Source organism: Pseudomonas sp. AGC41, assembly GCF_057334555.1.
In genome coordinates this window covers 1-2,758 of the sequence record NZ_JBHFJB010000063.1, presented here as the reverse complement: position 1 = coordinate 2,758, position 2,758 = coordinate 1, and the positions used below count along the sequence as shown (strand labels likewise).

Genomic DNA, 2,758 nt, shown 5'->3' with positions numbered 1-2,758 from the left:
CCGCCCCCGCTGCCGAGCAGCAAGCCCGTTGCGCAGGCTCCGGCGAGCAAGGTTTTCATCAGTTTTTGCATGTCAGTCTCCGATCATTATTGTTGTTGGTTTCGAGCTGCTACGGATTGCACCGGCATCACCCGGTGAAGAATTTCAACGGACCCAGGACGAGCTGAGGGAACAGCACCAGCAGGAACAGCACCGCAAACTGGGCCAGCATGAACGGCCACACGCCACGCACGATTTCCTCGAATTCCAGCTTCGCCACGCCGCAGACCACGTTGAGCACCGTGCCCACGGGCGGCGTGATCAGGCCAATCGCGGTGTTGATCAGAAACAGCACGCCGAAGTACACCGGGTCGATTCCCGCCTGGATCACGGCGGGCATCAGCACCGGCGTCAGGATGAGGATGGTCGGGGTCATGTCCATTACCGTGCCGACCAGGATGATCAGCGCCATCATCACCAGCAGCAGCAGAGTCTGGTTGTCCATGAACGGCGCCAGCAGGTCGGCCAACTGGCCCGGCAGGTCGGCGATGGTCACCAGCCACGATGAGACCATCGCGGCCGCCACCAGCAACATCACCACCGAGGTGGTTCTGGCCGACGACAGGATCACTTCGTACAGCTGGCTGATCTTCATTTCCCGGTAGATCACCAACGACACGAACAGCGAATAAACGGCCGCGACCACCGCCGCTTCCGTGGGGGTGAAGATGCCGAACTTGAGGCCGAGGATGATGATCAGCGGCAGGCCCATCGCCCAACTGCCGTCCAGCAATGTGCGCAGTACCTCGGCACGGGAGCGCTTGGGTGCCGTCTCGACATTCTCGCGGCGGGAGATAAACCACCAGGCGATGGCGAGCCCGACACCGAGCATGAGCCCGGGCACGATCCCGGCCAGGAACAGCTTAGAGATCGATACCCCGGAGGCCACGCCAAAAACGATGAAACCGATGCTCGGCGGAATAACCGGCGCGATGGTGCTGCCGGCGGCGATCAGCCCGGCCGAACGCCCTCGGTTGTGCCCGGCCAGCACCATCATCGGTACCAGCAGCGCCGCCAGGGCCGCCGCATCAGCCACCGCCGAACCGGAAAGCGAGGCCAACAGGCAGGAGGCGATGATCGCGACATAACCCAGGCCTCCGCGCTTGTGCCCCACCAGCGCCATGGCAATGTTGACGATGCGCTTGGACAGGCCGCCGACATTCATGACTTCGCCGGCCAGCATGAAGAACGGCACGGCCATCAGCGGAAAGCTGTCGGCGCCGTTGAGCAGGTTCTGCGCGATGATCTGGGCATCGAACAGGTCCAGGTAGAACATCAGCGCGACGCTGACCACCAGCAAGGCAAAGGCAATCGGCATACCCAGCGCCATGCTGCCCATCAACGACCCGAGGAAAATGGCCAAGGTCATGGGCGGCTTCCTTTGAGGGTGTCGTGGTCGATTGCCGAAGCATCGCTGGCCGCGACCATCACCAGCTCGTCATCCGCGAGTTTGCCGAACAGCGCCAGGTACAATTCATACAGCAGAATGACGGTGGCGCTGACGCCGAACACCAGGCCGGCGGCGTAGAACAGCGCCATCGACAGGCCCGAAGCCGGCGCGACCACGTCCAGGTTGATCACCGCCTGTTGCCAGCTGCCGCTGACGATCAAGCCGCAGATATACAGCATCAGCAAGTGGCTGATGACCAGGCAGGCACGCTTGCCGGCGGGCGGCAAGCGCTTGACCAGGCTGTTCATGCCCAGATGGGCGCGATCCTTGAGCGCCACCAGGGCGCCGAGGAAAATCATCCAGACGAAGAACCAGCGCGACAGTTCTTCCGAAACGCTGATGCCGGAGTTGAACGCATAGCGCAGCACGACGTTGCCAAACACCAGCACGATCATTGCGACCATACACAGGACAATCAGCAGCTTCAGCAGCTTGAAATACAAATCGACGACTTTTGTCATCTTGAAGACCTCACAGGTTGACCGAGCGCCGAGATGCATCCGGCGCGACAGAGCGCAAACGCCTGCGCTATCGGATCGAAACTGAAACGTCCCGGCAGATACCGGAGCGCGAGGCATGAGACGGGGCGAAAGCCATTGGACGGGAGCGCATGAGGACCTCTGTTTTTTATTATGGCCTTGCCTGGGCATGGCGAGGCTGAGTGCCAGCTAAAATGTACTACCCAGTTAATCCGGTCAATAACCTTGCAGGGCCTGAGCACGGATCAAGACGGAACTAGCGTGCGATTATCGGTCACTGATCATCGGTTTACGGTCTGTTCACCGCTGCTTGTGGGGGATTTGTATCGCTGTGTATATGGGCAGCGAATTGATACGAATTCGCCGATTTCACGCCTCCCAGGCACACATCGCCGATACACCTGCGCGTTTAACTGCACACACCGGACAGCAGCACACAGGCGCTGCCACGGCCCACTCAATAACGTGCAAGGAGAATCACCATGTTCAATTTCTCGAAACTTTCATCCCTCGCAATCGCCCTGACGCTGGTTGGCGGTGTCGGCTTGTCGACGGCGGCCTTGGCCCAAAGCTCCCCTTCCCATGGCCAGGCGGCGCAGCAGCTGGCTGAGGGTGGCTCTGATCGTCTGATTCAGAATCGCGTGGCTGAAGGCGGGGCTGATCGCTTGCAGGAGCTGCGCGAACGCAGCACTGCATGAAAGCGCTTTTGTGGCGAGGGAGCTTGCTCCCGCTCGGCTGCGCAGCAGTCGTCAACCTGCCAGCCGGTTATTGCTGGAGAACCGGGTTGAAT

At 60.7% G+C, this 2,758-nt stretch carries 3 protein-coding genes; 1 reads left to right on the top strand and 2 read right to left on the bottom strand.

Features of this window, described 5'->3' with window-relative positions; translation table 11 throughout:
* Positions 1-127: 127 nt before the first annotated feature.
* Positions 128-1,408, bottom strand: coding sequence for a TRAP transporter large permease subunit (locus ACE04F_RS11845; RefSeq protein ID WP_486106880.1), 1,281 nt, complete (start codon positions 1,406-1,408; stop codon positions 128-130).
* Positions 1,405-1,950 carry a TRAP transporter small permease gene (locus tag ACE04F_RS11840; protein WP_486106878.1) on the bottom strand — a complete coding sequence of 182 codons (546 nt, stop codon included), beginning with the start codon at positions 1,948-1,950 and terminating at the stop codon, positions 1,405-1,407. The genes ACE04F_RS11845 and ACE04F_RS11840 overlap by 4 nt, the downstream gene beginning before the upstream one ends.
* A 500-nt stretch (positions 1,951-2,450) precedes the next feature.
* Between ACE04F_RS11840 and ACE04F_RS11835 the strand changes: the two genes are divergently transcribed.
* Positions 2,451-2,666 carry a phage infection protein gene (locus tag ACE04F_RS11835; RefSeq protein ID WP_486106876.1) on the top strand — a complete coding sequence of 72 codons (216 nt, stop codon included), beginning with the start codon at positions 2,451-2,453 and terminating at the stop codon, positions 2,664-2,666.
* Positions 2,667-2,758 lie beyond the last annotated feature (92 nt).

Coding starts and splice junctions, on each gene's coding strand:
- ACE04F_RS11845 (WP_486106880.1), bottom strand. CDS start 1,408: ATGACCTTGGCCATTTTCCTCGGGTCGTTGATGGGCAGCATGGCGCTG.
- ACE04F_RS11835 (WP_486106876.1), top strand. CDS start 2,451: ATGTTCAATTTCTCGAAACTTTCATCCCTCGCAATCGCCCTGACGCTG.
- ACE04F_RS11840 (WP_486106878.1), bottom strand. CDS start 1,950: ATGACAAAAGTCGTCGATTTGTATTTCAAGCTGCTGAAGCTGCTGATT.